The organism is Nitrosomonas sp. TNE100, assembly GCF_055387135.1.
The window spans coordinates 487,106-512,817 of record NZ_AP040997.1; the positions used below are offsets into that span (position 1 = coordinate 487,106).

29 protein-coding genes, 1 tRNA gene and 1 other RNA gene are annotated in these 25,712 nt (G+C 46.1%); 23 read left to right on the forward strand and 8 right to left on the reverse strand.

What is annotated here, in order from left to right:
• The first annotated feature begins 3 nt into the window (after nt 1–3).
• The 8 genes from infA (at nt 4) to ACZ5EJ_RS02460 (ending at nt 3,516) form a co-directional block, all read left to right on the forward strand.
• Nucleotides 4–222: a translation initiation factor IF-1 gene (gene infA / locus ACZ5EJ_RS02425; protein ID WP_011111057.1), complete on the forward strand. Its 219-nt coding sequence runs from the start codon at nt 4–6 to the stop codon at nt 220–222.
• Nucleotides 223–266: 44 nt separating this feature from the next.
• The gene (gene rpmJ, locus ACZ5EJ_RS02430; RefSeq protein WP_074455458.1) at nt 267–380 is read left to right on the forward strand and encodes a 50S ribosomal protein L36; all 114 of its coding nucleotides are present in this window, start codon (nt 267–269) and stop codon (nt 378–380) included.
• Nucleotides 381–408: 28 nt separating this feature from the next.
• The gene (rpsM, locus tag ACZ5EJ_RS02435; RefSeq protein WP_011633693.1) at nt 409–768 is read left to right on the forward strand and encodes a 30S ribosomal protein S13; all 360 of its coding nucleotides are present in this window, start codon (nt 409–411) and stop codon (nt 766–768) included.
• Nucleotides 769–807: 39 nt separating this feature from the next.
• Complete coding sequence (rpsK, locus tag ACZ5EJ_RS02440; RefSeq protein ID WP_011633694.1) at nt 808–1,197, forward strand: 30S ribosomal protein S11; 390 nt, start codon at nt 808–810, stop codon at nt 1,195–1,197.
• 14 nt (nt 1,198–1,211) lie between these two features.
• Complete coding sequence (gene rpsD, locus ACZ5EJ_RS02445; RefSeq protein WP_074455459.1) at nt 1,212–1,838, forward strand: 30S ribosomal protein S4; 627 nt, start codon at nt 1,212–1,214, stop codon at nt 1,836–1,838.
• Nucleotides 1,839–1,864: 26 nt separating this feature from the next.
• Nucleotides 1,865–2,872 (forward strand): DNA-directed RNA polymerase subunit alpha, encoded by a 1,008-nt coding sequence (locus ACZ5EJ_RS02450; protein ID WP_074455460.1) that lies wholly within the window; start codon nt 1,865–1,867, stop codon nt 2,870–2,872.
• Nucleotides 2,859–3,251 (forward strand): 50S ribosomal protein L17, encoded by a 393-nt coding sequence (rplQ, locus tag ACZ5EJ_RS02455; protein WP_011633697.1) that lies wholly within the window; start codon nt 2,859–2,861, stop codon nt 3,249–3,251. The genes ACZ5EJ_RS02450 and rplQ overlap by 14 nt, the downstream gene beginning before the upstream one ends.
• 189 nt (nt 3,252–3,440) lie before the next feature.
• Nucleotides 3,441–3,516, forward strand: a tRNA-Thr gene (locus tag ACZ5EJ_RS02460).
• A gap of 55 nt (nt 3,517–3,571) precedes the next feature.
• Here the strand turns inward: ACZ5EJ_RS02460 and ACZ5EJ_RS02465 are convergent.
• Together ACZ5EJ_RS02465 and ACZ5EJ_RS02470 are read right to left on the reverse strand one after the other, a co-directional pair.
• Entirely contained in the window at nt 3,572–3,889 is a 318-nt protein-coding gene (locus ACZ5EJ_RS02465) for an RnfH family protein (protein WP_011633698.1), read from the reverse strand.
• Nucleotides 3,873–4,316 carry a type II toxin-antitoxin system RatA family toxin gene (locus ACZ5EJ_RS02470; protein ID WP_011633699.1) on the reverse strand — a complete coding sequence of 148 codons (444 nt, stop codon included), beginning with the start codon at nt 4,314–4,316 and terminating at the stop codon, nt 3,873–3,875. Before ACZ5EJ_RS02470 ends, ACZ5EJ_RS02465 begins: the two co-directional genes overlap by 17 nt.
• Before the next feature lie 104 nt (nt 4,317–4,420).
• Here ACZ5EJ_RS02470 and smpB point away from each other — a divergent pair, with 104 nt between their 5' ends.
• From smpB to rluB, 7 genes are all read left to right on the forward strand, one after another.
• Nucleotides 4,421–4,870 carry an SsrA-binding protein SmpB gene (gene smpB / locus ACZ5EJ_RS02475; protein WP_011633700.1) on the forward strand — a complete coding sequence of 150 codons (450 nt, stop codon included), beginning with the start codon at nt 4,421–4,423 and terminating at the stop codon, nt 4,868–4,870.
• A 9-nt stretch (nt 4,871–4,879) separates the two neighbouring features.
• Nucleotides 4,880–5,950, forward strand: coding sequence for a COX15/CtaA family protein (locus ACZ5EJ_RS02480; protein WP_011633701.1), 1,071 nt, complete (start codon nt 4,880–4,882; stop codon nt 5,948–5,950).
• 94 nt (nt 5,951–6,044) lie between these two features.
• Nucleotides 6,045–6,458 carry an RDD family protein gene (locus tag ACZ5EJ_RS02485; RefSeq protein WP_041353681.1) on the forward strand — a complete coding sequence of 138 codons (414 nt, stop codon included), beginning with the start codon at nt 6,045–6,047 and terminating at the stop codon, nt 6,456–6,458.
• A 179-nt stretch (nt 6,459–6,637) separates the two neighbouring features.
• An RNA gene (ffs, locus tag ACZ5EJ_RS02490) (signal recognition particle sRNA small type) lies at nt 6,638–6,736 on the forward strand.
• Between the two features lie 84 nt (nt 6,737–6,820).
• Complete coding sequence (gene dnaX, locus ACZ5EJ_RS02495) at nt 6,821–8,404, forward strand: DNA polymerase III subunit gamma/tau (RefSeq protein WP_011633703.1); 1,584 nt, start codon at nt 6,821–6,823, stop codon at nt 8,402–8,404.
• A 16-nt stretch (nt 8,405–8,420) separates the two neighbouring features.
• Nucleotides 8,421–8,744 (forward strand): YbaB/EbfC family nucleoid-associated protein, encoded by a 324-nt coding sequence (locus ACZ5EJ_RS02500; protein ID WP_011633704.1) that lies wholly within the window; start codon nt 8,421–8,423, stop codon nt 8,742–8,744.
• Nucleotides 8,745–8,797: 53 nt separating this feature from the next.
• Nucleotides 8,798–9,616, forward strand: coding sequence for a 23S rRNA pseudouridine(2605) synthase RluB (gene rluB / locus ACZ5EJ_RS02505; protein WP_011633705.1), 819 nt, complete (start codon nt 8,798–8,800; stop codon nt 9,614–9,616).
• Nucleotides 9,617–9,645: 29 nt separating this feature from the next.
• On the opposite strand, the gene prmB is transcribed toward rluB, so the two are convergent.
• A complete protein-coding gene (gene prmB, locus ACZ5EJ_RS02510; protein ID WP_011633706.1) occupies nt 9,646–10,566 on the reverse strand; it encodes a 50S ribosomal protein L3 N(5)-glutamine methyltransferase in 921 nt (306 codons plus the stop codon).
• Between the two features lie 47 nt (nt 10,567–10,613).
• Between prmB and tadA the strand changes: the two genes are divergently transcribed.
• Genes tadA through ACZ5EJ_RS02525 form a run of 3 tightly spaced genes read left to right on the forward strand, consistent with a single transcriptional unit; the run spans nt 10,614 to nt 13,265 of the window.
• Nucleotides 10,614–11,117, forward strand: coding sequence for a tRNA adenosine(34) deaminase TadA (gene tadA, locus ACZ5EJ_RS02515; RefSeq protein ID WP_011633707.1), 504 nt, complete (start codon nt 10,614–10,616; stop codon nt 11,115–11,117).
• Complete coding sequence (locus ACZ5EJ_RS02520; protein WP_011633708.1) at nt 11,114–11,593, forward strand: L,D-transpeptidase; 480 nt, start codon at nt 11,114–11,116, stop codon at nt 11,591–11,593. Before tadA ends, ACZ5EJ_RS02520 begins: the two co-directional genes overlap by 4 nt.
• Before the next feature lie 58 nt (nt 11,594–11,651).
• Complete coding sequence (locus ACZ5EJ_RS02525) at nt 11,652–13,265, forward strand: NAD-dependent malic enzyme (RefSeq protein ID WP_256212009.1); 1,614 nt, start codon at nt 11,652–11,654, stop codon at nt 13,263–13,265.
• Between the two features lie 48 nt (nt 13,266–13,313).
• Here the strand turns inward: ACZ5EJ_RS02525 and serB are convergent, their stop codons facing one another.
• Entirely contained in the window at nt 13,314–14,144 is an 831-nt protein-coding gene (serB, locus tag ACZ5EJ_RS02530) for a phosphoserine phosphatase SerB (RefSeq protein WP_011633710.1), read from the reverse strand.
• Between the two features lie 87 nt (nt 14,145–14,231).
• Nucleotides 14,232–15,707: a GGDEF domain-containing protein gene (locus ACZ5EJ_RS02535; protein WP_011633711.1), complete on the reverse strand. Its 1,476-nt coding sequence runs from the start codon at nt 15,705–15,707 to the stop codon at nt 14,232–14,234.
• A 256-nt stretch (nt 15,708–15,963) separates the two neighbouring features.
• Between ACZ5EJ_RS02535 and ACZ5EJ_RS02540 the strand changes: the two genes are divergently transcribed.
• From ACZ5EJ_RS02540 to hemE, 5 genes are all read left to right on the forward strand, one after another.
• Complete coding sequence (locus ACZ5EJ_RS02540) at nt 15,964–17,457, forward strand: leucyl aminopeptidase (protein WP_011633712.1); 1,494 nt, start codon at nt 15,964–15,966, stop codon at nt 17,455–17,457.
• A gap of 31 nt (nt 17,458–17,488) precedes the next feature.
• Nucleotides 17,489–17,917: a DNA polymerase III subunit chi gene (locus tag ACZ5EJ_RS02545; RefSeq protein ID WP_011633713.1), complete on the forward strand. Its 429-nt coding sequence runs from the start codon at nt 17,489–17,491 to the stop codon at nt 17,915–17,917.
• Between the two features lie 72 nt (nt 17,918–17,989).
• On the forward strand, nt 17,990–18,391 hold the full coding sequence (locus tag ACZ5EJ_RS02550) for a hypothetical protein (RefSeq protein WP_011633714.1): 402 nt from the start codon (nt 17,990–17,992) through the stop codon (nt 18,389–18,391).
• A gap of 63 nt (nt 18,392–18,454) precedes the next feature.
• A complete protein-coding gene (locus ACZ5EJ_RS02555; RefSeq protein ID WP_011633715.1) occupies nt 18,455–21,208 on the forward strand; it encodes a valine--tRNA ligase in 2,754 nt (917 codons plus the stop codon).
• A gap of 95 nt (nt 21,209–21,303) precedes the next feature.
• On the forward strand, nt 21,304–22,374 hold the full coding sequence (hemE, locus tag ACZ5EJ_RS02560; protein ID WP_011633716.1) for a uroporphyrinogen decarboxylase: 1,071 nt from the start codon (nt 21,304–21,306) through the stop codon (nt 22,372–22,374).
• A 154-nt stretch (nt 22,375–22,528) separates the two neighbouring features.
• Here hemE and ACZ5EJ_RS02565 read toward each other — a convergent pair whose 3' ends face one another.
• From ACZ5EJ_RS02565 to ACZ5EJ_RS02575, 3 genes are all read right to left on the reverse strand, one after another.
• Nucleotides 22,529–23,335, reverse strand: coding sequence for an NYN domain-containing protein (locus ACZ5EJ_RS02565; protein ID WP_011633717.1), 807 nt, complete (start codon nt 23,333–23,335; stop codon nt 22,529–22,531).
• A 149-nt stretch (nt 23,336–23,484) separates the two neighbouring features.
• Nucleotides 23,485–24,372 carry a succinate--CoA ligase subunit alpha gene (gene sucD, locus ACZ5EJ_RS02570; RefSeq protein WP_011633718.1) on the reverse strand — a complete coding sequence of 296 codons (888 nt, stop codon included), beginning with the start codon at nt 24,370–24,372 and terminating at the stop codon, nt 23,485–23,487.
• A gap of 29 nt (nt 24,373–24,401) precedes the next feature.
• Nucleotides 24,402–25,574, reverse strand: a complete 1,173-nt coding sequence (locus ACZ5EJ_RS02575) for a malate--CoA ligase subunit beta (RefSeq protein WP_011633719.1) — start codon at nt 25,572–25,574, stop codon at nt 24,402–24,404.
• Between the last annotated feature and the right edge of the window lie 138 nt (nt 25,575–25,712).

Sequence of the window (25,712 nt, forward strand, 5' to 3'; positions counted from 1 at the left end):
GTGATGGCAAAAGAAGAAACTATACAAATGCAAGGAGAGGTTATTGAAACACTTCCAAATGCAACGTTCAGAATAAAATTAGAGAATGGCCATATTGTACTAGGCCACATTTCTGGAAAGATGAGAATGAATTATATTCGTATTTTGCCTGGTGACAAGGTTACAGTTGATCTAACACCCTACGATTTAACTAGGGCACGGATAACTTTTCGCACCAAGTAGTTACTGTAATTATTACATTACATAAATATTATCGTGAGTTTATTATGAAAGTTAGAGCATCAATTAAAAAGATATGTAGAAATTGTAAAATAATTAAACGTTATGGGGTTATTCGTGTTATTTGTGTCGATGCCAGGCATAAACAACGCCAAGGTTAATTATCGTTTTTAATATATAGGGTAAAAAATGGCTCGTATAGCAGGCGTCAACTTACCTAGCAATAAGCACGTTAACATAGCTTTGACGGCGATTTATGGTATAGGAAATTCGACAGCACGTAAAATTTGTACGGATTTGGATATTCCACCGTTTATTAAACTTAAAGAGTTAACGGATGGTAAGTTAGAAGAATTGAGAAATTCTATTGCTAAGCTGCTGGTTGAGGGAGATTTACGCAGAGAAGTCTCTATGAATATTAAAAGGTTGATTGATCTTGGTAGTTATCGTGGATTGCGACATCGTAGGGGTTTGCCAGTAAGGGGCCAACGAACGAAAACTAATGCGAGGACAAGAAAAGGTCCACGTAAAGCTATACGTGCTAGATAATTCTTTTACCAATTTAATTTAAAAGTAGATCAGGAATTAATGATAAAACCTCCATTAAAAAGCCGTAAGAAAATTAAGAAAAATATTATTGAAGGAGTTGCACATATACATGCATCTTTTAACAATACAATTGTGACGATATCTGATCGACAAGGAAATGCTTTGTCTTGGGCTACATCGGGAGGAGTCGGTTTCAAAGGATCGCGTAAAAGTACCCCTTTTGCGGCACAGGTTGCTGCAGAACATGCGGGCAGAGCTGCGTTGGAGTATGGCGTTAAAAATTTAGAGATTAGAGTTAAAGGACCCGGACCTGGCCGTGATTCGGCTGTAAGAGCGCTTAATGCTACAGGTTTTAAAATTACAAGTATTACTGATGTGACACCTGTGCCTCATAATGGGTGTAGGCCGCCCAAGAAGCGTCGTATCTAAGAAGGAGAAAATCTGTGGCCAGAAATATAAACCCAAAGTGTCGTCAATGTCGTCGGGAGGGAGAAAAATTATTCCTGAAAGGTGACAAGTGTTTTAGTGATAAATGTCCAATAGAGCGTAGAAATTATCCACCTGGACAACATGGACAGAGAAAAACAAGACTATCCGATTATGCTGTGCAGCTAAGAGAAAAGCAAAAAATTAGAAGAATCTACGGCTTGCTGGAAAATCAGTTTCGTAATGTATACAAACAAGCCGATAGACAAAAGGGTATTACAGGTGAGAATTTACTTAAGCTTTTAGAAAGCCGTTTGGATAATGTTGCATATAATATGGGATTTGGGGCATCAAGAGCTGAAGCACGACAAATAATTAGACACGATTGCATTCTTTTAAATGGTAAAAAAGCTAATATACCCTCACAATTAATAGGGCCAGGCGATCAAATAGAGGTGGCTGAGCATGCAAAGAGTTATTTGAGGATCAAATCTTCAATTGAATTAGCCAAGCGTCGTAGTATTCCATCCTGGCTGGAGGTTGATTTTGATAACCTTAAAGGCCTTTATAAGAATAAACCTGATCGCAGTGATTTATCTTCAACTATTAATGAATCTCTTGTAGTTGAGCTTTATTCAAAGTAATCGGCATTTTTTATATTGGCACCTATATGTCATCGAATAGTTTTCTTACACCTAGGATTATAGAGGTACATAATCTCTCGCCTTTACGCGCTAAAGTTGTAATGGAGCCTTTTGAACGAGGTTTTGGTTACACTTTAGGTAATGCATTACGTCGCGTTTTATTATCTTCCATTCCTGGTTGTGCTCCTACTAAAATTAGTATTAGCGGAGTGGTTCATGAATATTCAACGATAGATGGCTTACAGGAAGATATCGTTGATCTGATATTGAACTTGAAGGGAGTTGTACTAAAACTTCATAGCAAGAACTCTACTGTTCTTTCTTTAAAGAAAGATACGGAAGGTATTGTCACGGCTGGAGATATTGAATCTTCTCATGATGTTGAGATAGTCAACCCAGAACATGTGATTGCTCATATTACTAGCGGTGGCCGTATTGAGGCGCAAATAACTGTAGAAAAAGGAAGAGGATATTTACCTTCTGTTAATCGCAGTCGAGAAGATAAAAGTTTATCTTCTATCGGTGATATACTGCTGGATGCTTCATTTAGCCCGGTTAGACGTGTCAGTTACACGATAGAAAATGCACGTGTGGAGCAAAGAACAGATCTTGATAAGCTGATTATTGATATTGAAACAAATGGTTCTGTTGATCCGGAAGAAGCTATTCGTTATGCAGCAAGGGTATTGGTTGAACAGTTTTCTTTTTTTGCAGATCTAGAGAGTACTCCATTGCCTACTGAGCAACCGAGAGCTCCTGCAATTGATCCTATTTTGTTGCGGCCAGTTGATGATTTAGAGCTTACCGTCCGCTCCGCGAATTGTTTGAAAGTTGAGAATATATTTTATATTGGAGACTTAATACAACGAACAGAAGCTGAGCTTCTTCGTACACCTAATTTAGGTAGAAAATCATTAAACGAAATTAAAGAAGTGCTAGCTTCACGTGATTTATCGCTAGGTATGAAATTAGAGAATTGGCCGCCAGCTAACTTAGAAAATTATGTAAAGGAACCGGGACATGCGTCATCGTAATGGATTGCGAAAATTAAACCGAACCTCTAGTCATCGTTTGGCTATGTTCAGGAACTTAACTAATTCTTTGCTTGAACATGAAATTATAAAAACCACACTCCCTAAAGCTAAAGAGCTTCGTCGTGTAGTAGAACCGGTAATTACTTTAGGTAAAAATCCAACCTTAGCTAGCAAACGATTGGCATTTGATAGATTAAGAAATAGAGAAAATGTTGTTAAAATCTTTTCTGAATTGGGACCGCGATATCAGAATCGAAACGGAGGTTATTTAAGAATTCTTAAATGTGGGTTCAGGAAGGGAGATAATGCTCCAATGGCTATCGTGGAGCTATTGGATAGATCTGAAGCTAATAATGATATTGTGAATATTGCTGAGTAATTAATCGTTGATTTAATAGTTCTGTTTTTGAAGCTGTAGATTTTATCTATTTTTTCATATTTAAAACATAACTATTTAGCTACATCACTCCATTTCAATATTTCCAGGTAAATAATTGATTGGAGTGATTTTAATTTGTCCCTTCTAAATATATTTCGCATTAGCCTGACAATTTTATTATTTCACGAAGCCGCAGTAACTCAGTTGGTAGAGTAGCTGATTCGTAATCAGCAAGTCGGAGGTTCGACTCCTCTCTGCGGCACCATGATTCTGTTAGTTGATTTTTAACTGATTGAAATTAGCATAAAAAGCTATTGGGATCATGATCTCCTTATTTTATTATATTCTGACTTGATTTTCAGCTTGCGTTTTTCTTTGGGATCTGAGATTAAAGGTCTGTAAATTTCAATGCGATCGTTTTGCTGGAGCACAGTTTCTGAGCAGGCCACTTTTCCATAAATCCCTATTTTAAGAGTTGAGCAATCGATCTCAGGATAGAACTCTTTCATTTCTGCAAGTTTAATTGCTTGATTAATTAAAGTTCCTTTTGGAACTTGAAGTCGTTTGATAAAATGTCGTTCGGTCAGTGCAGCGACTATCTCTATGATAATAAAATCCTTCCTAAATACTGGGTCCATAAATCTCTTCCGCTCGTTCCACGAAAGCTTCTACAAAACTATTGGCTATTATGTAAAATACTGGACCGATCAGCTTTTCTAAAAGTTTGTGAGAAAATGTGTAATGTAATTTAAATTCAATTTTACAAGCAGTATCTGTTAAAGGAATGAAGCGCCAGTAGCCATTAAGCTTTTCAAAAGGCCCTTCAAGCAGTTCCATTTCTATCAAGTCGGGTGGGTGGCGTTTGTTTTTCGTAGTAAAGCTATGTTTTACAAGATGGTAGTCGATATTTATTGTTGCGTGTGCTGTTTCGTTGTCCTCCATGAGTTTCATTGATGCCCCCGAGCACCAGGGTAGAAAGTCGGGATAGTTCTCCACGGTATCTACTAAATGAAACATTTGGGCAGATGAATACCCCACCAATACAGTTTTTTCTATTTCAGTCATAATGTTGTATTCTCATAGTCTGGGTGTAAAGATACAGAAAACTGATACACTAATGCGCTAATCAAATATTTTTATATGCATATATTTTCTTCCAGCTGTTTTGAATGAGCATTGCACAAAACAAAAAGGCTTTCCACGATTATTTCATTGAAGAAAAATATGAAGCCGGCATTGTGCTGGAAGGATGGGAGGTTAAGGCAATTCGTGCCGGTCGGGTTCAGTTAAAAGAAGCTTACATAGTTATCCGCAGGGGTGAGTTATTTCTTATAGGATGTCATATTAGTCCGCTGCCGACAGCATCGACACATGTTAATCCTGACCCCGTAAAAACACGCAAACTGTTGTTGCATGCTTTCCAGATCAAAGAACTCATCGGCAAAGTAGAGCGTGCGGGCTATACTCTGGTTCCCTTAGATATGCATTATAAAGCAGGTAAAATCAAACTGGAAATTGGCCTTGCCAAGGGAAAAAAGCAATACGATAAACGTGAAAGTGAGAAACGTAAAGAATGGGAACGTGATAAGCAGCGCTTGTTGCGTATGCGCCATTCCTGATTAATATTTATGCAAACAAATTCATCTAACTCCGTTCCTTCGGCAATTTCTGATAAATATACTCAAAATCATATGCCTATTGCTATCTGGTTGCTGATTTGCTGTGCGTTGGTGTTTGCCATGATTGTTGTGGGTGGAGTAACGCGTCTGACAGGTTCCGGGCTATCGATCGTTGAATGGAAGCCAATAGTTGGAACGATTCCACCTATTGGCCAGGAAGATTGGGAAGTATTGCTGGAGAAGTACCGTCAGATACCTCAATACGAACAAGTTAATAAAGGTATGACGCTGGATGAATTCAAGGGAATATTCTGGTGGGAATATTTTCATCGTTTGCTTGGTCGCCTGATTGGTCTGGTTTATTTCATACCATTTGTCTATTTCATGGTGCGCAAACGGATTGATCGTTTACTTGGTTTAAAGCTGCTGGGTATATTCGCGCTTGGTGCTTTGCAAGGGTTAATGGGCTGGTATATGGTTATGAGTGGACTGGCAGATAATGTTTATGTCAGTCAGTATCGGCTGACTGCACACCTTGGTCTCGCTTTTGTTATTTATGCTGCTATGTTCTGGGTGGCTACCGGATTGATTTCTCCCTTAAATACTCATTTGTCAGACCCGGTATCCGTACATAAACTTAAAAAGTTTGCCTGGATGCTGACTGGACTGATATTCGTTATGGTATTGTCCGGAGGATTGGTAGCGGGTATTCATGCCGGGAGGGCGTATAACACATTTCCCTTGATGGACGGCTTTCTGATTCCTCCCGCTATGTTTGTGCTGGAACCTTGGTATCGAAACTTTTTTGATAACATCACTACAGTACAATTTGACCACCGCTTGATTGCCTGGTTGCTTATTTTTTCTATACCATGGTTCTGGTTCAAGGCAAAACAGTTATCATTGTCTTATTCTGGTCGCTTGGCTTGTCATCTCCTGCTGTTGATGTTGCTCATTCAAGCAGGGCTTGGGATTACGACGTTATTATTGTCGGTTCCCCTGACGTTTGCTACAGCACACCAGGCTGGTGCTGTGCTGTTATTCACTGCTGCATTGTGGGTTTGTCGTAAGCTATCCTGACGGTAAATATGTGTTTTTTCTAATGGTGATACGCCTCTTTTTAGTAGATGAAACCTTGGGAAAGAATCAATAACCGGTACAAGAGAATATGCTGATGGAAGGATCAATACCGGGGTTTGGGCGTCGTATACTGGCGCTGGCTTACGAATTTTTGTTGCTGCTGGGTGTATGGTTTATCGCGGCCTTCCTGTTCCACCTCGTTTTTCGGGATACATCAGCTGAATACTTTAGGCCCTTGTTTCAGTTTTATCTATTGTGTATTGGTGGTATCTATTTCATCTGGTTCTGGACCCATGGTGGCCAAACGCTGGCCATGCAAACCTGGAAGTTACGACTTGTTTCTGAGAATGGTGGAAAAGTTACTATGCAACAGGCGATGGTGCGCTACCTCATGGCTGTAATAGGCATTAGTTTTCTGGGATTTGGATTGCTGTGGGCTTTATTTAATCGTGACCGGCAATTTCTGCATGATAAGCTGGCAGGTACGCGGATCATAAGACTCAGTTAAACCGGAAAAGCTACGGTGGATCTTAAGGGAGATTTTATAATCCGGCCACGGTATTCTTATTTCTGTAAGGTTTCTGATGGCAGTTGCTTGCTTTGCAGTTACGGCGTTGTTCTATTTTTTTATTATGTAGTCTGAAACATACTGTATTCAGGTGCTATCTTAAGGTAGAATGAGCGCATGGCGGGCCTCCCCGCATTGTAAGATAGTGAATCTGGTCAGATCCGGAAGGAAGCAGCCACAGCTATTTTTTACAAGTGCCGGGGGTTCGGCTCGCCACCTGTCTTTATACAGATTGCAGAGTCTGTTTCTTTGCAGCTTCATAATAAATCCGGGTTGTAATAATCTCTTCTCGATAAAAAACCTTGACGGATTCTCAGGCACTTGCCCGCAAATGGCGCCCCAAAGACTTCACGGGGCTGGTTGGACAAGAACACGTTGTAAGAGCACTGGTCAACTCAATGGAGCAAAACCGGTTGCACCACGCATACTTGTTTACGGGTACGCGCGGGGTTGGCAAGACAACGGTAGCCAGAATCTTGGCAAAGGCCCTGAATTGTGAACAGGGAGTTACTGCCACACCTTGCGGCAAGTGTGCGGCTTGCCTGGCAATTGATCAAGGAAATTTTGTTGATCTGATTGAGCTGGATGCAGCATCCAATACACAAGTGGATGCCATGCGTGAGCTACTGGATAACGCACAATATGCACCAGTTACGGCACGGTACAAAGTCTATCTGATCGATGAAGTGCATATGCTTTCCAAGTCAGCATTTAACGCAATGCTCAAAACCTTGGAAGAACCGCCAGAGCATGTCAAATTCATTCTTGCCACCACCGATCCTCAAAAAATACCTGTTACTGTATTATCTCGTTGTCTGCAGTTCAATTTGAAGCAGATACCTCCTTCTCTGATCGTGACGCGTCTGTCCGAGATTCTCTCCATGGAGAGAATTGTGGCGGATGCGACTGCCTTGAAGTTGCTGGCAAAAGCTGCGAAAGGAAGTTTGCGTGATGCTCTGAGCCTGCTAGATCAGGCCATTGCACTCGGTAACGCCACAGTGGATGAAAAAAATACTCGTGTGATGCTGGGAGCGCTGGATCAGGATCATTTGTTCGCATTACTGGAAGCACTGGCGGAGCAGGATGGAGCGGCATTGTTAGCTATTGCTGATCAGCTAGAAGCGGCGAGTGTATCATTTGATTCTGCCTTGCAGGATCTGGCAGCATTGCTACACCGGTTGGCAATAGTTCAGACCGTTCCACAGATGCTTGATGAAGAACAGCCGGAGAGTGACAGGTTGCTCGCCTTGGTAAAATGTTTCACGCCCGAGGATATTCAACTGTTTTATCAGATTGCATTGCACGGGCGTGCTGATCTTGGTCAGGCTCCGGATGAGTACAGTGGTTTTACCATGACATTAATGCGGATGCTGGCCTTTATGCCTCATTCTCAACAATCCAGTCATCCGGTGCACGCAAGTACCAATGCCAATATCACTCGGAAAATTAAATCTGAGCTGCCTGCAGATTCCAGGAAGCAGGAAAAATCAATAGAGAACGATTCTCCGAATGACGCCTGGCTTGCGCTGGTAAACCAATTGGAATTGAGTGGGATGACACGGATGCTGGCACAGTACAGTGAAGCAAAACACTTCTCTGCAAACAGAATAGAATTGTGTGTGGCAGAAATGCACAAACATCTGCTGGAAAAATCCTATCAGGACAAGTTGAAATTTCAACTGGAGTCTCATTTTGGGAAACCCGTTGAAGTGATTTTTTCGCTGGGGAGTATTACTGGTGTTACTCCAGCTATATTACAGGATCGCGATAAGCTCGCAAAGCAATCCCAGGCAGTTGAGGCGATTAAATCGGATCCTTATGTTCAGGAACTGATCGAACAATTTGACGCAAAATTGAATATTTATTCCATTAAACCAATTAATTAACGGAGATTGTAAATTGATGAAAGCCAATTTGGGCAATCTGATGAAGCAGGCCCAGCAAATGCAGGAAAACATGAAGGCTATGCAAGAAAAGCTGGCAACGATTGAGGTTGAGGGCCAGGCAGGAGCAGGTATGGTTAAAGTGATCATGACTTGTCGCCATGATGTAAAGCGGATCAATATCGATAGCAGCCTGATCGGAGATGATAAGGAAATGCTCGAAGATCTGGTGGCAGCTGCGATGAATGATGCCGTACGTCGGGTAGAAGCTGCAACACAGGAACATATGGCGAGTGTAACCAGTGGCCTGGGATTGCCGGCAGGAATGAAATTTCCTTTCTAAATTGTTTGGCTGCGTGTTTTTGACAGACCGACTACAACACAGGACTTATATTCATGTCGGTTAATCGGCTAAAGAATCAAAAGCCCAGGCGCACGCACAGATCACCTCCTGCCTCGAAGAACCTCAGCGCTGCACCTCCTGCCGAAACTGACAGGTTACAGAAGTTGCTGGCACGCAATGGCTTGGGTTCCCGACGGGAAATTGAAGCCATGATTGCAGCCGGTCGTGTGAGTATCAATAATACGACGGCAAAACTCGGCGATCGAGCTGGGCTCGGGGATAAGATACGGATTGATGGAAGAATTATCCGACTTAGCATGCCTGCACTTTTGCCACGGATTATCATTTACCACAAGCCGGAGGGGGAAATTGTCAGTGCGCGTGATCCACAGGGGCGGCTATCGGTATTCGATAAATTGCCGCACATTCAGTCTTCCAAATGGATAGCAATAGGCAGGCTGGATTTTAATACCAGCGGGTTGCTTATTTTTACAACCGACGGCGCCTTGGCCAATCGCCTGATGCATCCGCGTTACCAGATGGAACGGGAGTACGCAGTTCGCATTGTTGGGGAGCTGTCCCCGGAACAAATTACTCATTTGACTACTGGTATTGAACTGGAAGATGGTTCAGCAAAATTTGATCAGTTGCTTGATGAAGGTGGGCTGGGAACGAATCACTGGTATCGCATCGTACTGAAAGAAGGTAGAAACCGTGAGGTTCGCCGAATGTTCGAAGCGCTGGGGATAACAGTCAGCCGCCTGATGCGTGTCAGGTTTGGCCCCGTTAATCTCCCGCCCAGACTTAAGCGCGGTATGTGGCTGGAGCTGGTCGATACAGAAGTCGAACGATTACTGGCGCTGATCAGTTAGCTCGCTTCCAGACAAATTCCTTTCTACGCTTACAAGTCGCATCGTCTCACCATTAGAAGAAACTGATCTCCTGCACTGGCTTCCAACCAGGTACAGGACAGCTGGGGAAATGCTTGCTCGATTTCGGCTTGATTGTGGCCGATTTCCATGATCAGCAAGCCGTTTTCGGTCAGATGGTCGGCTGCTTCTCTGAGAATTCGGTGAACAATATCCAGCCCATCAAGTCCGCCTGCCAGGGCGATAGCGGGTTCGTGGCGATATTCTTCAGGGAGCATTGCCATGGATACAGCATTGACATAGGGAGGATTACTGATGATTAGATCGTATCTTTTACCTTGCAGCCTGGTGAAAAGATCCGCATGGATCAGGTTGATCCGGTTCATCAGATCATAATTTCTGATATTTATGGATGCCACGTCCAGTGCATCGGAAGAAATATCCACAGCATCGATTTGTGCCTGCTCAAAGGCGTGTGCCAGTAAAATGGCGAGACAGCCGGAGCCAGTGCATAAATCAAGTGCTGAATTGATGTCATGTGGATCTATTACCCAGGGAGACAGGCGATCATGTAGCAATTCAGCAATAAATGAACGCGGTATGATGACACGTTCATCAACATAGAAATTAAAATCACCCAGCCAGGCTTCGTGCGTCAGATAGGCAACCGGTATTTTTTCCCTGGCACGTCGTTCAATGATACGGAGAACCTGATCACGCTCATTGTATGTAAGCATGGCATCCATAAAAAGATCCAGCTGATCAGCGTTCAGATACAGTGCGTGCATAATCAGAAGCGCTGCTTCATCATAAGCAGTCGGCAGACCGTGTCCCAGGAAAAGATCGGATCGGTTGAAATAGCTTACTGCAAAACGCAACAAATCACGCAAGGTGCGCAATTCTTCCCCTGCCTGGAGGATGGTAGTGTTATTGGGCTGTCTGGTATAAGTCATGATTCAATCCGAGTTTCTCCGGAAAGCAATTTAGCATAAAAAAACTGATGAAAGTACAGGTTATCCGGGTGCCGGTTCAGGCAGAAGATGAGTATTTCATGCGTCAGGCGCTGGATCTTGCCCGTGTAGCGGGCGACTCAGGGGAGGTTCCAGTCGGTGCGGTTGTGGTCAGAAATAGCCAGATTGCAGGTTACGGATATAACTGTCCTGTTACGTTAATGGATCCGACGGCACATGCTGAAATCATGGCCTTGCGTGATGCTGCCAACAAACTGGGAAATTACCGGCTGCCAGAATGTACGCTGTATGTCACACTTGAGCCTTGTGTGATGTGTATCGGTTCAATGTTTCATGCCAGAATCAAACGGCTGGTTTATGCTGCGGAGGATCCAAAAACCGGTGTGTGTGGCAGTTTGCTTGATTTGCCTGCTGATACCCGGCTTAATCATCACTTGGTGGTTAGTCAGGGTGTTCTGGCGGATGAAGCGAGTACCTTGCTGAAACAGTTTTTCATTATCCGGCGCAGTACAAAAGAGCGCGATACACCATGAAAATTATCGTTGATATTTCGTTGCAACAAATGACTCTACAGGATGTAACAGGACATATTGTCAGGTGTTACCCAATCTCTTCCGCAAAAAATGGTACTGGACAGCAACGTGGCAGTTTTCACACACCTTTGGGAAAGCATATTATTCGTGCCAAGATTGGACAGAATGTACCTGTTAATACAGTGTTTGTCCGGCGTCGTCCCACTGGAGAAATCTATACATCAGAGCTGGCGGCCAATCACCCGAATCGGGATTGGATTCTGACACGCATTCTCTGGCTTTCAGGGTGTGAGCCGGGATTTAATCGCCTGGGTTCGGTCGATACCATGCGGCGCTACATTTATATTCACGGCAGTCCAGACAGCGCGGAGATGGGTAAACCCGGATCGATCGGCTGTATCCGGATGCATAATCACGATCTATTAGATCTGTTTGAACGGGTGTCTGTTGGCACGCTAGTTGAAATCAATGCCTGACCGCTTTGGGACGTAATCAAGAGGATGGTGATATCCAACACATCCTGACCAGGAAAATATCATGAAATCATTATATGGCAAGACATTACTGAACGATCCGGTGCAGAACAAATCCACCGCTTTCACCCGAGAGGAGCGTGAACATTACGGCTTGCAAGGGTTACTGCCATACGGCGTGACGGATATTAAAAAACAGCAGCAACGGGTACTGGCCAATCTGCGCAACAAAAGCAGCAATATCGAAAAATACATTTATCTGAATGATCTGCTCGAACGCAACCAACAGCTGTTTTACCGCACTCTGGTCGATCATATTGGTGAAATTATGCCATTGGTCTATACGCCCACTGTGGGCGAGGCTTGTGTAAAGCTTTCACATATTTTCAGAAAGCCGCAAGGGTTTTACATTACGCCGGAAGATCGCGGGGAAATTATATCCCGGCTCAAAAACTGGCCAGAAACCGATGTGCAAATTATCGTTGTTACAGATGGCGAGCGAATTCTTGGCCTGGGTGACTTGGGAGCAAATGGTATGGGAATACCAATCGGCAAAATATCTCTGTATGTAGCTTGTGCCGGGATTTATCCCGATCGATGTATGCCGGTCATGCTGGATGTTGGAACCGGTAATCAGGCACTGCGAGAGGATCCGCTCTATCTGGGTTATCCCTATCCCCGGCTGGTCGGACAGGATTATCTATCGCTGGTGGATGAATTTGTGGAAGCGGTACAGCATCGGTATCCGGATGCGTTGATCCAGTTTGAGGATTTCAGCAGTCGGAATGCATTTACCTTGCTGGATCGCTATGCCGCATCAGTTCGGTGTTTCAATGATGATATTCAAGGCACAGCTGCAGTGACGCTGGCGGGTATCTATGCTTCCTGCCGGATTACACACAAATCGTTTGCTGATCTGAAAATCATGTTACTGGGAACTGGATCTGCTGCAACCGGTGTGGCCGAATTGCTGCTGCCGGCATTCAAGGCGGCCGGACTGGGTGAGGCCGAGGCTCACTCTAGAATTAGTTTTGTTGATAGACGGGGTTTGGTGACAGCTGCACATGAGCTGATTAAACCGCGTATTTGTCCGTTTGTGAGCGAACGTGAGGCAATGAGTTTCGTTGATGCGATTACCGCTATCCAGCCGGATGTGCTGATTGGCGCAACAGGAACAGCGGGTGCGTTCAATGAAGCAGTTATTCGCGAGATGGCCCGTTGCCAGGAACGCCCCGTGATTATTGCGCTTTCCAATCCAACTTCGCATACGGAATGTACTGCTGAACAGGCTTACCGGTGGAGTGAAGGACGGGTTATTTTTGCCAGCGGCAGCCCGTTTGCGCCGGTAACATTTAATAAACGAACCCATTACCCGGCGCAGGGAAACAATGTATATATCTATCCTGGAATCGGGTTAGGTGTCATGGCCAGCCGTGCGCGTCTGGTGGTTGAACGTATGTTTCTGGTTGCTGCTGAAGAATTGGCAAATCGTGTTTTGTCTGGGGAAATCGAGCGTGGATCAATTTATCCGGATATTGCCCGGGTACGCGATATTTCACAGGGCATTGCCATCAAAGTTTGTCAGGTGGCTTGGCAGGATAGCCTGGCGGGTGGAAATCTGCCTGAGGATCTGGAAGCAAATGTGCAAGCTTTGATCTATGAACCCGGCTATTGAAACAGGAGTGGTGTCCCCCTGCCTTACGGTATAAAGCAGGGGATTGATTTACTCAAACAGGTTGAGGATACCGTCGAGACCGACGTGATTAAGAGAAAAGGTTGCTTTTTCCTTTAATACAGGTTTTGCATGAAAGGCAATGCCAACTCCTGATTCTTCCAGCATTTTCAGATCATTGGCGCCATCGCCGACAGCAATGACCTGATCTTTCCTGAGGCCGAGCTCATCCCGTATCCGTTTCAAGATTTCTCCCTTGCCGGATGAACCGATAATGTTGCCCAACACTCGTCCGGTCAGTTTCCCATCCTGTACTTCAAAAGTATTGGCGAATGCATAATCCAGCCCGAGCCGATCTTTGACCCGATCGGTGAAGAAAGTGTAGCCGCCCGAGATTACCATGGTCTTAATACCAGCGGATTGCATGCGTTGCAGCATTTTTTCAGCCCCCAGGCTCAATCGCACGCGCTCATCGTAAACCTTCTGTAGTGCTTCCTGTGGCAGCCCTTCAAGCAGGGCGGTACGGCGGATAAGGCTTTCGGCAAAACTGATTTCTCCGCGCATAGTGCTCTGAGTAATGGCGGAAACCTGCGGTTTGACATTGTGCATGTCGGCAATTTCATCAATGGATTCGATGGCGAGCAGGGTTGAATCCATATCCATAGAGATTAAACCAAAATCGCTTAATTTTTTGCCTGCCGGAACAAAAGCATGATCCAGGTTGGTCTCTTCACAATAGTCAGGAATATCCGGATGCAGTTGAGCATTTATCATCCGGAAAGCTTCCCCGGTGATGCGATCAATCTGACTGGCTTGTGCGAGTTTGGCAATTGCCCGTAAATCATTGTTCTGTATATCTGTACCTTGAATAATAAGATTCATGAGAATTATTTTAATTTGATTAAGTGACGAATGCAGGCACTATACATGGAATGTCGTACTATATGAATATCGGCCGGGTAGGTGCGATCAGGTTTTTAAGGGTGAAGTCAGCGCCGGATTCCATTCAACAATCCGGTTACGACCTGCATACTTGGCGGCATACAGTGCTCTATCGGCTGCTTCCAGCATTTCACTCTGGAGATCAAAAGACTTTTCCTTATCCATATTGATAGCCAGGCCAATTGAAGCCGTGATGCGGATAGTACTGGCTTCATTCGGTTTATAGGCAATTGTAGCGATACTTTCCATGACCCTTGCCAGGATGTGACGTGCAGCCGAAAGAGTCGTGCCCGGGAGTATCAGAGCAAATTCGTCACCACCATACCGGCAGAAAATATCGGTTTGACGAATCTGATCAGTAATAGCTTTGGCTACAGTTACCAGCACACCGTCTCCTGCAATATGCCCATAGGTATCGTTAAAAGTTTTGTAGTTGTCAATATCAATCATTGCCAGAGCAAGAGACGTTCCCTGCTGAATTGAAAGCTGAAATTCACTCCGGAATGCCCCATCGAAGTAGGCGCGGTTGTGCGCGCCGGTCAGGCCGTCATGCTGAATTTTGTCTTCAAGCTCGCGCACTTTGATCATAGCTCGCACTGTCAGTAACTCTCGGGCCTCAGTGATGATATTGTCAAGGTGGGCAGGGTTCAGGATAGTGATTTCAAATAGCTCTTCCACATGGTGCAGATCATTCTGCATGGCTTCCAGAACTTCTATCAATGCATGTCCGTCGAGCCCCAAATAGGCCTCCGCTATGCGGGTTGTTTCATCAATTTTTTCTTTTTTGTCAGGCGACAGGAAATAATCCGTAATGTAGCCAGATACTGCAACACATTCGTTGATGCCAGCATTAGGGATATCTGGTGCAGTATGGCTGCTCCGGCAGGCGGCAGGTGCGTAGCTGGGAAATTTCCAGTATTCAAGTAATGCTGCGCCCAGTTCGTCATGTCCTATATCGAATGTTTGGCGTTCAGCTTCCAGAAGGGCATTGTGGTCCTCAGTAAGCGAAAATACCGGTGGGTAATCCTCAGGCATGAGAGCGTGAAAGGCGAGAATGCCAATATCCTGCAGCAGCCCGGCCAGGAACAGATCATCCAGTATTTTGTCCATTCCCAGACGTTTGCCCAAAGTGCGACTGGCCAGCGCAGAAGTGATCGAGCGGCGCCAGAAGCTATTGTTGCCAGTCATGCCCAGCTTCTCTCTGGATTGTTTTATCAGAGAATCTGCCAGCAAGAAGGATAATGCTATTGTAATAACACCGTAAGTTCCGAGAATATTGGTAGCCTGGCTGATGTTATTGATCGGATATCTGGATTTATACAGAGGGGAATTGGCTGTCTTGATAATTTTGGCGGCAAGCGCAGGATCATGCGAGATATAATGATTGATCTGCGTAAGGCTGGTATCTGCTTTACCGGCAAGATCAATAATCTTGAGCGCAACAGAAGGCAGGCTAGGCAAATTGGTACAGAACCGCAATTGCTTGAGCAGATTTTCTTTCATGTTTCCATTACCAAGGACGTGAATAGAGCGTTTGCTTACTCATTCCGGATTTACAGGGAAAAATAATTTTACCCGATATAATTCCATGGAAATACTGGAAAAGAGCCGCTAAGTAAACCTATTTGTGCTGAATGTCAAAAGCATAATTCCGAATATTATGGCAGGGAATTCGGTTTTTTAATTTTAAATCAGAGACATGACCATAGTCCGGTTCATATTTATTGTCAAAAATAAACAAATAAAACAGGAGTAAAGCATGGACTTCGCAATCCAAGCGGGCGATCTGGGGAAATATTATGGTGACTGTATCGTGGCGGGTGTGTTCGAGTCCCGTAAGTTGACTGAGGCGGCCAAAGCTTTGGACGAAATGTGCAGAGGTTATCTAACCAAGGTGCTTGACCAGGGAGACATGGACGGTAGAGCAAATACAACTTTACTGCTGCACAACGTCCCGGCTATTGGAAGCAAGCGAGTGTTGCTGGTCGGGCTGGGCAAGGAGGAAGAATACGTAGAAAAGGTATTCCTGGAGGCCATTCGTGCAGCTTTTAAAGCACTGCATCAGACAGGGGTCAAAGATGTCGGTTTGTGTGTGGCGGATTTGATTGTAAAAGGAAGAGATACTGCCTGGAGCGTACTGCAGTCAACCCTCCTGGTAGAAGAAAGTGTGTACCGCTTTGATCGGCTCAAAAGTAAACGTGAGGAACGTCAGCCATCCCTGCAGAAAATTATCTTTCTTATCGGGGATGAAGCTGCAAGGGCAGGCGCAGAACAAGCATTTAAGCAGGGAGCAGCTATTGCGTGTGGTATGAATGTAACGAAAGATTTGGGTAATCTTGCGCCCAATATCTGTACTCCGACCTATTTGGCCGAACAGGCTGGCGAAATGGCCAAAACATACAATCTCAAACTTTCCGTGCTGGAAGAAAAAGATATGGAAGCGCTCGGAATGGGTGCATTGCTGGCTGTGGCACGTGGCAGCCATCAGCCGGCCAAGCTGATCGTACTGGAGTATCATGGCCGGGAAGGCATCGAGAAACCAGTTGTACTGGTTGGGAAAGGTGTCACCTTTGATACCGGCGGTATTTCACTGAAACCGGCAGTTGATCTTGATGAAATGAAATACGATATGGGCGGCGCAGCAAGTGTTTTCGGTACGCTGACTGCTGTAGCGGAAATGAAGTTGCCTATCAATGTAACAGCCATCATTCCCACAACCGAAAATATGCCAGGTGGCAATGCAACCAAACCCGGGGATGTTGTTACCAGTTTGTCCGGGCAGACAATCGAGATATTGAATACCGACGCAGAGGGACGATTGATTCTGTGTGACGCGCTGACATACGCCGAACGTTACAATCCGGATGTGGTGATTGATATTGCCACGCTAACGGGGGCCTGTGTGGTCGCCCTGGGGCATGTGGTCAGTGGCCTGATGGGTACCGATGAGCCGCTTGTTCAGGAACTGCTTCAGGCTGGGGAAAAGGCATCTGATCGTGCCTGGCAGCTACCACTGGGAGAGGAATATCAGGAACTGCTCAAAAGTAATTTTGCCGATATGGCCAATATCGGCGGTCGCTGGGGAGGAGCGATTACCGCGGCCTGCTTTCTTTCACGTTTTACCAGGAAATACCGCTGGGCGCACCTTGATATTGCTGGAACAGCGTGGAAATCCGGCAAGGAGAAGGGTGCGACCGGACGTCCGGTTCCGCTACTAACACAATTTCTGATCGATCGTGCACAACAGCATTAATCAGCTGGTATTCTAATTTCTGCGGGCAGGTGTGACACAGATTGATTTTTACACGGGCGCAACCGACAGATTGCTGATCGCCTGTCGTTTGTGTTCGAAAGCAGTACAGCAGGGATTGAAAACAGTTGTTTATATTCCGGATGCAGAATTGGCAAACCGGTTTGATAAGTTGCTCTGGACGTTTTCTCCAACCAGTTTTGTCCCACACTGCCAGGCAGATGACAAACTGGCGGGGGTGACGCCAGTGATCCTGAATAATCAGCTAGAAATGCCGGAAGTGGCTTACTTCGATGTGTTGCTTAATCTGGATGCGGCAATTCCATCCGGATTTGAACATTTTAAGCGGGTCGTTGAAATTGTTGATGAAATAGAGGACAGCAAGCTGCATGCACGCAAACGGTACCGGCGCTACCAAGAGTTGGGACACGACATTCGCCATCATCGGCTTGAGGAAAATTAACTGATTCCGAGCTATGCAGAAGCTCTCTGTATTCTCGGACTTTGAGTTTACTATCTGATCAGGAGCAATCTGGTGGCGGATGATCAACCCGATATAACGCAGGAACCGGAAGATGAAATCCTGCTGAATAAAATAGATTCAATGTTGCGCAGACATCGACAGGAACAATCTTCTCTCATGCAGCCTGTAGAGCAGATTATTGTGAGCTCATTTGACTCCCTGGAACAGCTTCCTTCCGTATCCGGTGAATTGCCCGGGGATATTGCCGAGTCAGCACCCGATATTGACGGGATTCCTGTTTTGACTGATCAGGTGACACTGACGATAGATGAATGGCCATCCCCAACAGAAATTTCCGAGCTGTTGTATTTCGCTTTTGATGCAGCATTAAGGGAAGCATGTATCAGTCTGAATCCTGCTGAACGGTTGACCTTGATTCAAGCTCTGGGGAAACGGCTGCCCAAAAATATTTAATCTTGCCTTCGTTCGTTATAATGGCCGGTTTCATTCTACCGGTTTACTTTGTGTCTGATTGTCATGGAACTCGCAAAAAGCTTTGATCCAAAGGATATAGAAAATCACTGGTACTCGGTCTGGGAAACCGCTGGCTACTTTAGTCCAGCCAAACGGGAGGAGGTTAATGCCTATTGCATCATGCTGCCGCCCCCCAATGTTACCGGTACGCTTCACATGGGGCATGCTTTCCAGCATACCCTGATGGATGCACTGATCCGTTATCATCGTATGCTGGGTGACAACACATTGTGGCAACCGGGCACGGATCATGCCGGGATTGCCACGCAGATTGTGGTTGAACGCCAGCTGGATCAGGAAGGAAAGGATCGCCGCCAAATGGGTCGTGAAGCTTTTCTGGAGCGAGTTTGGCAATGGAAAGAAGAATCCGGCTCCACCATTACCCGGCAAATGCGCCGTATGGGAACTTCCTGTGACTGGTCGCGCGAACGCTTTACTATGGATGAAGTGCTTTCCCGTGCGGTAACTGAAGTATTCGTTCGTCTGTATCGAGAAGGGTTGATTTACCGTGGCAAACGCCTGGTTAACTGGGATCCGGTATTGCAAACAGCAGTCTCCGATCTGGAAGTGGTGTCAGTTGAGGAACAGGGATCGCTTTGGCACATTCTTTATCCTTTCGAACATCGGGCAGAAAATGGTGAGAAAGGTCTGATTGTTGCTACTACACGGCCTGAAACTATGCTGGGTGATGTGGCGGTGGCAGTACACCCGGAGGATGTACGCTACCGGCATCTGATCGGACATCATGTGCGCCTGCCGTTGTCCGAGCGCACAATTCCGATTATTGCAGATTCCTATGTTGATCCCGCTTTTGGTACAGGGTGCGTAAAAATCACCCCGGCACATGATTTCAACGACTATCAGGTAGGGTTGCGCCACAAACTGATACCACTTAGCATTTTTACGCTGGATGGCAAGATCAATGACAATGCCCCGGTTGAATTTCAGGGACTGGATCGTTTTGATGCCAGAAAGAAAGTTATTACCGATCTGCAGGCACAGGAATTACTGGTTGAAACTCGCCCGCATAAACTGATGATTCCGCGTGGGGATCGGACCAATACGGTGATTGAACCCATGCTGACCGATCAATGGTATCTAGCGATGGAAGGCCTGGCCAAACAGGGGCTGGCAGCGGTTGAAAGCGGCCAGGTCAGATTTGTGCCGGAGAACTGGGCGCATGTCTATAACCAGTGGCTGGAAAACATCCAGGACTGGTGTATTTCACGGCAATTATGGTGGGGACATCGTATCCCAGCCTGGTACGATGAAGATGGCAACGTAATTGTTGCATATGATTTGGAAGAAGCCAGAAAACTGTCTGGTAAGGAAAACCTGCATCAGGATGAAGATGTACTGGATACCTGGTTTTCTTCCGCGTTATGGCCTTTTTCGACACTGGGCTGGCCGGAACAGACGCCTGAGCTTAAAACCTTCTTGCCTGGATCCGTGCTGGTAACCGGATTTGACATTATTTTCTTCTGGGTGGCACGTATGGTGATGATGTCTCTGCATTTCACCGGCGAAGTACCCTTCCGGGAAGTGTATATCACCGGCCTGATTCGCGATGCGGAAGGCCAGAAGATGAGTAAATCCAAAGGTAACGTACTTGATCCGCTTGATCTGATTGATGGCGTTGCACTGACGGAGTTGATCAGAAAGCGTACGACCGGCCTGATGAATCCCAAGCAGGCGGAATCCATCGAGAAGGCCACACGCAAGCAGTTCCCGCAAGGAATTCCCGCATTCGGAGCCGATGCGTTGCGCTTTACCTTTGCCAGCCTGGCCTCGCATGGGCGCGATATCAAGTTTGATCTACAGCGCTGTGAAGGGTATCGCAATTTCTGCAACAAATTGTGGAATGCTACCCGTTTTGTGCTGATGAATTGTGAGGGTAAGGACACAGGATTGGATGAAGGGCTGCCACTGAATTTCTCACCAGCGGATAAATGGATTATTGGTCGTTTGCAGCAAGCTGAACAGAGCGTAATACAGGCTTTCAATGAGTACCGATTTGACCTTGCTGCACGTGAGATGTATGAATTTATCTGGGATGAATACTGCGACTGGTATGTAGAGCTGGCAAAAGTACAGTTGAACAGTGAAGATGAAGCACGGCAACGTGCCACTCGCCGTACATTGGTGCGGGTATTGGAAACGGTGTTAAGGCAAGCGCATCCGATCATCCCGTTCATTACAGAGGAACTCTGGCAGGCAGTTGCGCCGCTTGCAGGTAAAACGGGGGCCAGTATCATGTGTCAGCCTTATCCTCAACCTGATCAGTTACGTATTGACGAGCAAGCTGCTGCAGATATTCAACTACTCAAGGAAGTCGTGAATGCTTGTCGTACGTTGCGCGGAGAAATGAAACTGTCACCGGCAGACCGTATACCGTTATTGATAGAAGGTGATCGTGCCCGATTGATAAATTTCTTTCCCCACTTGCAGGCGTTGGCCAGATTATCCGAAGTGGATATCCTGCCAGGTGGGTTACCGGATACCGATGCACCAGTTGCTGTGGTGGGTGATTTCAGGTTGATGCTGAAAATAGAGATAGATGTTAAGGCAGAACGTGAACGCCTCAACAAGGAAATACTCCGGGTGGAAGCTGAAATCAGCAAAGCCAGAGTGAAGCTGGACAATCCTGATTTTATCCAACGTGCGCCAGAAAAAGTGGTTCAGCAGGAAAAAGGGCGCTTGGTCACGTTCAGCACAACCTTGAAAAAACTTGATGAACAGTTGCGAAAACTGGATTGACCACTAGTCGCTGAACGATGATAGAAGTACAGTTATGTACGATTCTTTTCTTACGTTAATTTATAAACCTTTTTGAGATTTAATCTATATAGACAATGACCAGACTGGAAAATGATACTTTTATTCGCGCACTGCTGCGGCAGCCTGTGGACTATACCCCTGTCTGGATGATGCGCCAGGCTGGCCGCTATCTGCCAGAGTACAACCAGACGCGGGCGCGTGCGGGTGATTTCCTTGCCCTATGCAAAAATCCCGCACTTGCAACAGAAGTGACTTTGCAGCCATTGGACAGATTTCCGCTGGATGCAGCCATTTTATTTTCCGATATTCTGACTATCCCGGATGCAATGGGGTTGGGATTATATTTTTCGACAGGAGAGGGGCCACGCTTCGAGCGCCCGTTACGTGAAGAACGAGAAATTCACTCATTGATCGTGCCGGACCCGGGTACACATTTGCGCTATGTCATGGATGCCGTTACAGAAATTCGCAAGGCGCTGAACAATCGAGTGCCATTAATCGGATTCTCAGGCAGCCCGTTTACGCTGGCATGTTATATGGTGGAGGGTGCAAGCAGTAATGATTATCGTCAGATCAAAACCATGTTGTATACACGCCCGGATCTGCTGCACCATATTCTGGAGGTAACAGCGCAAGCGGTGATCGTCTATCTGAACGCCCAGATTGAAGCAGGTGCGCAGGCAGTGATGATTTTCGACAGCTGGGGTGGTGCGCTATCCCATGCCGCCTATCAGGAGTTTTCCCTGCGTTACATGACCCAGATCATGGAAGGATTAAAACGTGAACATGACAGCGAACGTATCCCGAATATCCTGTTTACCAAGGGAGGTGGGCTGTGGCTGGAATCCATCATGGCCAGTGGTTGTGATGCCATCGGATTGGACTGGACGATTGACATTGGCGAAGCGCGTCGGCGTACGCAAGACAAAGTAGCTTTGCAGGGCAACCTGGATCCAGCTGTATTGTTTTCCTCACCGGAAGCAATTGCTGCTGAAGTTGGAAAAATACTGGCAAGTTATGGTCATGGGCATGGCCATGTATTTAACCTCGGGCATGGCATTTCCCAGTTCACTCCGCCAGAAAATGCAAAAACACTGGTTGAAACAGTGCATATGCAAAGCGTTCACTATCATCAAGTCAGCTAATTTTTAGTATGAGCAGCGGGTTATCAGAAATTGATAACCCATTTTTGTTGTAATCGTCAATATTCTGCTGGGTTTATAGCCGGAAAGTTTTCAGATTATTTCACTGTAGGGTTGTGACCAGATATCTATAGAACCTGAGAATTGGTGGATTCTTTTATTTTGCACGAAGATATAAAATCTTTTGGGTTGCTCCGGGCGCTTGTCTTTCTTCTGTCACGAAAAGATCTATCCTTGCTTTGACAAGATCCGAGAGCTTTTTATAACCGTAAAGTCTGGAGTCAAAATCGGGTTGCAATTTTGTGAGATAGCTCCCAAAGGTTCCGATTTGCGCCCATCCGGTATCATCACTTGATTGTTCGAGTGCAGCGAGCACAAATTTCTTTGGGAATACCTGTTTTGGTTTTGCTTGATTGTTGGCTGACTGAACAGTGGCATTCTTTGAGTCATCACTTGCTTTGTGCGTGGTTATATCAGATTCTGTATCGCCGCCTGGACGTAAAATTTCTGTAAATATAAATTTGTGACAGGCGTTGCGGAATGCTTCAGGTGTTTTTTTCTCACCAAAGCCAAAAACAGTGAGCCCCTCTTCACGCAACCGCATTGCAAGACCTGTGAAATCGCTATCACTTGTAATCAGACAGAATCCATCAAATTTGCGTGTGTAGAGTAAATCCATTGCATCAATGATAAGGGTACTGTCCGTTGCATTCTTACCGGTAGTATAGGCAAATTGTTGAACGGGCTTGATTGCATGTCGTTGTAATACTTTTTTCCAGGAAGCGCTGGCAGGAGCAGTGAAATCACCGTATATACGCTTTACAGTGGCTTCACCGAACCGTGCAATTTCTGCCAGCAGCCCCTCGATGACAGCAGCCTGTGCATTATCAGCATCAATGAGGACAGCCAGACGAAGAGAAAGCTCTTCAGATTCAGTTTTTGTGACCACGCGTGGGGATGCCAAGATATCTCCTGTCTCCTGATGTATAAGTAAATCAGCCCCGAAATGACTTAATCATCCATTTTAGTGCGAATAATGCTCTTCCGGCATTTTAATAACAAGATCATTATTGATGATTTTCTTTACTCGGGACAGGAGAATCCAAAGCTGAATCAGAGGCCAGCCAGCACTTTTGCGACCGTTTCCCCCATCATGGACGGGGTCGGGCAGATAGTAACACCCAGTTCTTGCAGTTGTTCCACTTTTTCTGCTGCACTTTCGCCGGTTGATGAGATGATTGCTCCGGCATGCCCCATTCTTCTTCCGGAAGGAGCAGTTAATCCGGCAATATAGGCAACCAGAGGTTTGCGCATGTTTTCTTTGGCGAATAGTCCGGCTTCCACTTCCATCGGGCCGCCGATTTCACCAATCATCAATGCAATTTTGGTTTCCGGATCTTCTTCCAGTTTTTCCAGAATATCCCGGTGTGAGCTACCGATGATCGGATCTCCACCAATGCCAACCGAGGTGGAAATCCCGATATTCAGTCGCCGCATCTGATCGGCGGCCTCATAGCCGAGTGTGCCGGAACGGCCTACCACGCCGACTATCCCCTGGCTGTAAATATGCCCTGGCATAATACCGAGCATGGAACGCCCTGGACTGATGGTGCCGGAACAGTTAGGTCCAGACAATACCATCCGGTTTTGTTTTGGAAAGAGGCGCAGGAAATTCTTGACGGTCATCATGTCCTGGGTCGGGATACCATCCGTGATGGAGACACAATATTTGATTCCTGCATCAGCTGCTTCCATGATGGAATCTGCAGCAAAGGCAGGCGGGACAAATACGATACTGGCTTCCGCACCAGCCTGTTCAACCGCTTCCCTGACGGTATTGAATACTGGCAGTCCCAGGTGTTTCTGTCCCCCTTTACCGGGCGTTACGCCTCCTACCACATTGGATCCATAATCGATCATTTCCTGAGCGTGGAAGGTGCCAATCCGGCCGGTAAAACCTTGTACGATGATCCGCGTCCGCTCATTAATGAGAATTGCCACTTTTTGTTCCCCTTTCTGGTTTCGGTTATTCAGGCTACGACCTGGTTGCGTGCGTGTACTGCTTTCTCGGCTGCTTCGGCCAGAGTTTCTGCGGTGATAATGGGCAGACCGCTATCGGCGATAATGCGGCGGCCTTCTTCCACATTAGTGCCGGACAAACGTACAACCAGAGGAACAGTTGTTCCGATATTCCGCACCGCCTGGACTACGCCCTCGGCAATCCAGTCACAGCGGTTAATACCAGCGAAGATGTTGACCAGCATGGCCTTTACATTGCTGTCTGCCAGCACCAGCCGGAATGCTTTTTCAGTCCGCTCGGCGGAGGCGCCACCACCCACATCCAGGAAATTGGCAGGCTCGCCACCGGCCAGTTTGATCATGTCCATGGTGGCCATGGCAAGTCCGGCACCATTGATCATGCAGCCAATATCTCCATCCAGTCCAACATAACTGAGGCCGGCCTCTGCTGCTGCAACTTCGCGCGGATCAATCTGTGTGTTATCGCGCAACTCAGAAACCCGGTGACGCCGGAACAGTGCGTTTTCATCGAAACTCATTTTTGCATCCAGTGCGATCAGCTCATTATTCCGTGTGACAACCAGCGGATTGATTTCGAGAATATTGGCGTCCAGATCACGCAAGGCACGATAGCAACCCCTGATGGTTTTGATGGCGTGATTGAGTAGCTCGCCATCCAATCCCAGGGAAAAAGCCATGGTTCTTGCCTGAAAATCCTGCAAACCGACAGCCGGTTCAATATGAATTTTCTTGATAGCACCTGGATTTGTGACAGCCAGCGTTTCAATGTCCATTCCTCCCTGAGCGGAGCCAACCATGACGATACGTTCATGGCTGCGATCAATCATGAGCGCGAGATACACTTCCCGGGCAATGTCTGTGCCCGCTTCAATATATAACTTCGAGCAGAGCTTGCCTGTCGGACCGGTTTGATGCGTAACCAGTTTCTTGCCCAGCAGGGATTCAGCTGCTGTTTCGATTTCCTGGTGTGATCTGCATATCTTGATAGCACCTGCCTTGCCACGTGCCCCGGAATGAATTTGTGCTTTGACTACCCAGACGTTACTACCAATTTCCCGGCTGCGTTGCACAGCCTCTTCCACCGAATACGCCAATCCGCCTTCAGCCAGTTTGATACCGTATTCAGCCAGAATTTCCTTGGCCTGATATTCATGAATATCCAATATAGCTTCTCCCTTGAATTTTATGAAATGGTTGGGTTTAAGGGAAACTCTGAAAAAGAGTGCGAGTGATAGCCAGATAAAGCGAAATCAGCTAAAAAGCACAATTTACACAGGTAACTGAGCATTCTTAGTCTGATT

Coding starts and splice junctions, on each gene's coding strand:
- infA (WP_011111057.1), top strand. CDS start 4: ATGGCAAAAGAAGAAACTATACAAATGCAAGGAGAGGTTATTGAAACA.
- rpmJ (WP_074455458.1), top strand. CDS start 267: ATGAAAGTTAGAGCATCAATTAAAAAGATATGTAGAAATTGTAAAATA.
- rpsM (WP_011633693.1), top strand. CDS start 409: ATGGCTCGTATAGCAGGCGTCAACTTACCTAGCAATAAGCACGTTAAC.
- rpsK (WP_011633694.1), top strand. CDS start 808: ATGATAAAACCTCCATTAAAAAGCCGTAAGAAAATTAAGAAAAATATT.
- ACZ5EJ_RS02450 (WP_074455460.1), top strand. CDS start 1,865: ATGTCATCGAATAGTTTTCTTACACCTAGGATTATAGAGGTACATAAT.
- rplQ (WP_011633697.1), top strand. CDS start 2,859: ATGCGTCATCGTAATGGATTGCGAAAATTAAACCGAACCTCTAGTCAT.
- ACZ5EJ_RS02465 (WP_011633698.1), bottom strand. CDS start 3,889: ATGGACCCAGTATTTAGGAAGGATTTTATTATCATAGAGATAGTCGCT.
- ACZ5EJ_RS02470 (WP_011633699.1), bottom strand. CDS start 4,316: ATGACTGAAATAGAAAAAACTGTATTGGTGGGGTATTCATCTGCCCAA.
- smpB (WP_011633700.1), top strand. CDS start 4,421: ATGAGCATTGCACAAAACAAAAAGGCTTTCCACGATTATTTCATTGAA.
- ACZ5EJ_RS02480 (WP_011633701.1), top strand. CDS start 4,880: ATGCAAACAAATTCATCTAACTCCGTTCCTTCGGCAATTTCTGATAAA.
- ACZ5EJ_RS02485 (WP_041353681.1), top strand. CDS start 6,045: ATGGAAGGATCAATACCGGGGTTTGGGCGTCGTATACTGGCGCTGGCT.
- ACZ5EJ_RS02500 (WP_011633704.1), top strand. CDS start 8,421: ATGAAAGCCAATTTGGGCAATCTGATGAAGCAGGCCCAGCAAATGCAG.
- rluB (WP_011633705.1), top strand. CDS start 8,798: ATGTCGGTTAATCGGCTAAAGAATCAAAAGCCCAGGCGCACGCACAGA.
- prmB (WP_011633706.1), bottom strand. CDS start 10,566: ATGACTTATACCAGACAGCCCAATAACACTACCATCCTCCAGGCAGGG.
- tadA (WP_011633707.1), top strand. CDS start 10,614: ATGAAAGTACAGGTTATCCGGGTGCCGGTTCAGGCAGAAGATGAGTAT.
- ACZ5EJ_RS02520 (WP_011633708.1), top strand. CDS start 11,114: ATGAAAATTATCGTTGATATTTCGTTGCAACAAATGACTCTACAGGAT.
- serB (WP_011633710.1), bottom strand. CDS start 14,144: ATGAATCTTATTATTCAAGGTACAGATATACAGAACAATGATTTACGG.
- ACZ5EJ_RS02535 (WP_011633711.1), bottom strand. CDS start 15,707: ATGAAAGAAAATCTGCTCAAGCAATTGCGGTTCTGTACCAATTTGCCT.
- ACZ5EJ_RS02540 (WP_011633712.1), top strand. CDS start 15,964: ATGGACTTCGCAATCCAAGCGGGCGATCTGGGGAAATATTATGGTGAC.
- ACZ5EJ_RS02555 (WP_011633715.1), top strand. CDS start 18,455: ATGGAACTCGCAAAAAGCTTTGATCCAAAGGATATAGAAAATCACTGG.
- hemE (WP_011633716.1), top strand. CDS start 21,304: ATGACCAGACTGGAAAATGATACTTTTATTCGCGCACTGCTGCGGCAG.